General features: G+C 30.7%; 4 protein-coding genes and 1 pseudogene. 1 reads left to right on the top strand and 4 read right to left on the bottom strand.

Going from position 1 to position 5353, the window contains the following annotated elements; all coding sequences use genetic code 11:
- Window positions 1-860: pseudogene (locus QZZ53_RS16650) on the bottom strand (adenylate cyclase); the annotation flags it as partial.
- A gap of 188 nt (window positions 861-1048) precedes the next feature.
- Here QZZ53_RS16650 and QZZ53_RS16655 point away from each other — a divergent pair.
- Complete coding sequence (locus tag QZZ53_RS16655) at window positions 1049-2386, top strand: exonuclease domain-containing protein (protein ID WP_296386801.1); 1338 nt, start codon at window positions 1049-1051, stop codon at window positions 2384-2386.
- Between the two features lie 6 nt (window positions 2387-2392).
- Here the strand turns inward: QZZ53_RS16655 and QZZ53_RS16660 are convergent, their stop codons facing one another.
- The 3 genes from QZZ53_RS16660 to QZZ53_RS16670 form a co-directional block, all read right to left on the bottom strand.
- Window positions 2393-3706, bottom strand: coding sequence for a DEAD/DEAH box helicase (locus tag QZZ53_RS16660; protein ID WP_296386803.1), 1314 nt, complete (start codon window positions 3704-3706; stop codon window positions 2393-2395).
- A gap of 2 nt (window positions 3707-3708) precedes the next feature.
- Window positions 3709-5049 carry a DEAD/DEAH box helicase gene (locus QZZ53_RS16665; RefSeq protein WP_296386805.1) on the bottom strand — a complete coding sequence of 447 codons (1341 nt, stop codon included), beginning with the start codon at window positions 5047-5049 and terminating at the stop codon, window positions 3709-3711.
- A gap of 136 nt (window positions 5050-5185) precedes the next feature.
- On the bottom strand, window positions 5186-5353 hold a 168-nt coding region (locus QZZ53_RS16670; RefSeq protein ID WP_296386807.1), incomplete at its 5' end, for a cold shock domain-containing protein.

Here is a 5353-nt window from a genome sequence, read left to right on the forward strand (position 1 = left end):
ATATTAGCTAGTGCTTTCTGGAGCTGATTGGTTGCCATATAAATTTCAGAAATACTTTCATAAGCAATAGCATAACTTGGGTTAATACTTAAAGTTTTATTTAAATACGTAATGCCTTTAGCGTAATCCCAATTATTCCAATAGCTAATTGAAGCTTCTGAAAAATAACCTAAATAAGATTGAGAGTTGTTATCTATACCTAGTTTTAAATAATACCTAGCTGCTTTTTCTCCTTCAATATTATCTATAATTCCCCAACTAGATAAAATACCATATGATCTACTTAATGCGAAATAAGCATCGTAAAAAGTACTATCTTCTTCTATGCTTTTCTTATAATATTTTATTGCAGTAGTATAATCATCTAAATTCCAATTGAGTTGATAGGATCTACCTTTTAAATACAATTTATAGGCATTTAAGTTTTTAGTACCTACAATAGAGATATGCTCTGAAATATCTAAATGACCAAAATTCTCTCGTATTTGTTCAGCGATAATAAGGCTTATCTCATCTTGTAGTTCAAAAATATCTTCTAAATCTCTATCAAACTTTTGCGACCATGTATGAAAACCATCACTTGTTCTTATTAATTGAACATTAATGCGAATTTTAGTGTTAAAAATTTTAATACTTCCTTCAAGAACAGTAGCAACACCTAATTGATTTCCTATATGACGAACATCAATGTTTTTACCTTTAAATGCAAAAGAAGAAGTTCTAGCTGTAACTTTTAATCCCTTAACTTTAGTTAATGCATTAATAATTTCTTCTGTAATACCATCACAAAAATAATCATTATCAATATTATTGCTAATATTAACAAAAGGCAAAATTGCTATAGATTTTTGGTTTATCAAGCTAATAGACTAGTAAACAAAAATATAAAAATTGTTATTAATTTAAACTTCTAAAAAATAAGTATTCTACTTACTACTTTATTAAAATATATGATGACAATAACATTGTATCACTAAATTTTAGATTTTTATTAAAAGTAATTACCTTGCATAAGAACCTTCTATATTCTAAATAAGAAGAACTTAAAATGATGTATACTATTATCGACGTTGAAACCACTGGACAAGGCAATCGTATGACCGAAATCTCTGTGTTTAAGTACGATGGTGTAACTGTTATTAATGAGTTTACATCTTTAATAAATCCTGGAAGTTTTATTCCTCAACATATTACTGCACTTACTGGTATAGATAATGATTTGGTTGCTGATGCGCCACGCTTTGAAGACGTAGCTCAAGATATACTTGATATAACAGAAGAGACTATTTTCATAGCACATAATGTAAATTTTGATTACAATGTAATACAAGGAGAATTTAAACGCATTGGAATAGATTTTAACAGAAAAAAACTGTGTACAGTTCGTTTATCGCGTCGTTTAATTCCTGGGCATAAATCATATAGCTTGGGTAAACTCTGTAAAGCTTTAGATATTAATTTAGTAGATAGACATAGAGCAAGAGGTGATGCTGAAGCTACTGTTATTTTATTTGAATTGTTATTGAAACAACCAAATGCTAATGATATTTTTAAAGAATTTTTAAACAAGAATTCTAGACAAGCTACCTTGCCTCCTAACCTTCCTAAAGAAACATTTGAAGCGCTTCCAGATACTGCAGGAATCTATTATTTTAAAAATAAAAAGGGCAAAATAATATATGTAAGTAAAGCAAAAAACATTAAAAAAAGAGTACTTAGTCACTTTTATAGTAAGACCAAGAAATCTCTAGAAATGATAAGAGAAACGGGTGATATAGATTTTGAAATTTCTGGTAGTGAATTAATTGCTTTACTCATGGAAGATGCAGCTATTAAACACCACTTCCCTATTTATAACAAAGTTGCTAAACGTACCATTCAGTCGTTTTCTATATTCTCCTATGAGGATAGAAATGGAATTCTTCATTTAGCTAGTAATAAAACACGTTTAACACCAAAACCTATTGCTACTTTTTTTAACGTTAGAGATGTAAGATCGTATTTAGAAAAATTTTGTACTAAGCATAGTTTATGTCCAAAATATTGTCATTTACAAGAATCTGTTTCTGAATGTTCTCATTATAGTATTAAAAACTGTAAAGGTATCTGTAGAAAACAAGAATCTGTCGAAGATTACAATAATAAAGTTTTAGAAGCCATACACGATATGTCTAATCAAAAAGAGGATATTATTGTGAGAGAAAAAGGCAGACATAGTAATGAAGAGGCCTTTGTTATGATTAAAGCTGGTGAATATTTAGGTTACGGATTCATAGATAAAGAATCGCAGATAAATCATATAGATGATTTAAGTACTTATCTCATACCACAAAAAAACAGTATAGATATTCAGAAAATTTTAAGCCCACATTTATTAATGCTTTAATATTATCTAAATAATACTTACTCTAACCTTCTTTTTCTTCAAACGTGTATTATTCAATTTATCAACCAAATCATTAGCAATACTAACAGGAACAGCCACAAAAGCACAATCTTGTTTTAATTCAATTACACCTAGTTGATCTTTATTAATATTGCCTTGTTTAAAAAAGAGACCTGCAATATCTCCTTTAGAAATTTTATCTTTTCTACCACCAGAAATAAAAAGTGTTGTCCAAAATGGTGGCTTAATTTCTCCTGCTTTAGAAAGCATCTGGATTTTAGATTTTTCAATAAACTCAGGAAACACTTCTTTGTCACCTTTAATAAGATAGGCTGTGCCTTTAGAGTTAACTCTGGCTGTTCTACCATTTCTATGTGTCCATTCTTGGTAGGCTTCAGGGATTTCGTAATGAATTATATAACTCATTTCAGGAATATCAATACCACGTGCTGCTAAGTCACTTGCAACAAGTATAGACACACTTCCATTTCTTAACTTTATTAAAGCACGTTCGCGATCACGCTGTTCCATACCACCATGAAAACAAGTATGTGCAATCTTCCTTTTATCTAAGAAGCGACTTAAATCTTCAAGACGCTCTTTTTTATTACAAAACACAATACCTGGTTCGCTACCCAAATGATGTAATAAATCTACCAAGGTATTATGTTTGTTTGCCGATGGAGACACTACTGTTTTTATTGTAAGTTTAGAACTCGTCTTTTCAGTTAAATAATTTAAAGTTTTGGCTCCATCCATTTTTAAATATGCAGGAATCGAAGCTCCTTGGGTTGCAGAGGTTAAAACACGCTTGTTTACATTAGCTAAATAACTCATTATAAATTTCATTTCACCTCCTGCACCAACTTCAATAGAAATATCAAACTCATCTATTATCAACGTTTTAATGAATTTTGTAGTAAAACGAGCTTGTTCAAAATGATCTGCTAAACGTCCTGGAGTACCAATTAATATAGCTGGTGTATGTTTTAGTTCTATTTTATCTTTGGCAATAGATCTACCTCCATAAATGGCATTGGCTTTATAACCAGAACCCATATTTCTAACTACAGTTTCAATCTGAATCGCTAATTCTCTCGATGGTACTATAATCAATGCCTGTACTTCTTCACATTTTGGGTCTAAGCGTTCTAATAATGGTAATAGAAAGGCTAAAGTTTTCCCTGTTCCAGTTGGAGATAAAAGTATAGTCTTTTCATTTTTTTCGATCGCTTCCAAAGCTTGTTCTTGCATTGGATTAAGTGCATAGATATTTAACTTTTCGAGAATCTCTTGTTGTGCTTTAATATTATTTGCCATATCTATTTCTTCTTTTTCTTTTTAGAATCGTCTACTTTTTGAGATTCTAATATTGTTTGTGACAGCTGATTTGCCAATATTTTTTCTATCAATTCTTCTTTGGTTAAATGATGAAAAATAGTTCTCACATCTTTTCTAAGTGTTTCAGAAATAGTACGATTGGGCTTGGTCTTAAATATTTTCTTAGCCCATAATAAGGCCTTGTTTTCTTCGGTACTTTGAGCATCTGCTTTTTTTAACTCTATAAAATGAATGCCTAATTCGTCTTCAAAACCATCTATATCTATAACTTCTTCTTGTTGCAAAATGGTTAAAGCTAAGCCTTTTGCTCCTGCTCTAGCGGTTCTTCCACTTCTATGTACATAAGCATCATATGTATCTGGTAAATGATAATTAACAACAAATGCAACGTCTTTAATATCTAGTCCACGAGCAGCCAAATCTGTAGCTACTAATAGATCTATATGACCTTCTCTAAATTGACCCATAATACGATCTCGAATACCTTGTGTTAAACTTCCATGAATAGCTCCAGACGAAAATTTATTAATGGCTAGTTTTTTAGCTAATTTGTTTACGGCAGCTTTTGTTTTACAAAAAATAATACCGCGTTGACCTAATTTAGAGTTTAAAAAATGTAACAATACATCTAACTTTTCTATCGGTTCTACAACGATAAATTGATGATCTATACCTTGATGACCAATAGTAGTCATATCTGCTTCAATATGTACTACATGCTTAGACATGTAATTCTGCACTAATTGCTTTATAGTTCCTGGCATTGTTGCCGTAAACAATAGTGTACGTCTTGATTTTGGAATTTCTTTAATAATAGCCTCTAAACCTTCTTTTAATGCGCTTACCATTTCATCAGCTTCATCTAAAACAAAATATGAAATATTTGAGATGTCTACAGCTTTCCGCTTTACTAAATCTGCCAAACGTCCAGGTGTAGCAACCACAATATGCGTTGTATTTTGTAAACGCTCCATTTGAGGTTTAATCGGAATCCCTCCACAAACCGTTGTAATAGAAATTGATGGTATATGCTTTTTAAACGACTCTAAGTTTGCACTAATCTGCTGACCAAGTTCTCGTGTAGGAGCTAAAATTACAGCTTGTATTTCTGTGTTTTCTGTTTTTATTAATTGTAATAAAGGCAATCCAAAAGCAGCTGTTTTCCCTGTTCCAGTTTTTGCTAAAGCTACCACATCTTCTTTTTGATGTAATACTACAGGAATTGTTTTCTCTTGAATATCAGTTGGTACAGAAATTTGTAAATCTGTTAAACCTTGTTGTAACTGTTTATTAATTCCTAAATCGGAAAAACGGTTTGACATAAAAATGATTTTTTGTAAAGGTAAGACGGAATACTATAACTAGTACTATTTCCCCTTAGTTGTAAGGTGTAAAAAAATTAGTAAAACAAAAAAACCATCAATTAAGATGGTCTTATAATTTGATCTAGTAGAATAATTATTTTATCACGCGTACATTAGTCGCAATTGGACCTTTAGGGCTTTTTTCTATATTAAAAGTGACTTGATTTTTTTCTCTAATCTTGTCTATAAGGTTTTTGGTGTGAACAAAAATTTCCTCGTCAGAATCTTTAACGGTTATAAATCCATATCCCTTTTTATATTT

Source organism: Winogradskyella sp. (assembly GCF_016744625.1).
Lineage (GTDB): Bacteria > Bacteroidota > Bacteroidia > Flavobacteriales > Flavobacteriaceae > Winogradskyella.

Bases quoted from the DNA above. Each gene is read 5' to 3' on its own strand.
- QZZ53_RS16655 (WP_296386801.1), top strand. From the start codon at position 1,049: ATGATGTATACTATTATCGACGTTGAAACCACTGGACAAGGCAATCGT.
- QZZ53_RS16660 (WP_296386803.1), bottom strand. From the start codon at position 3,706: ATGGCAAATAATATTAAAGCACAACAAGAGATTCTCGAAAAGTTAAAT.
- QZZ53_RS16665 (WP_296386805.1), bottom strand. From the start codon at position 5,049: ATGTCAAACCGTTTTTCCGATTTAGGAATTAATAAACAGTTACAACAA.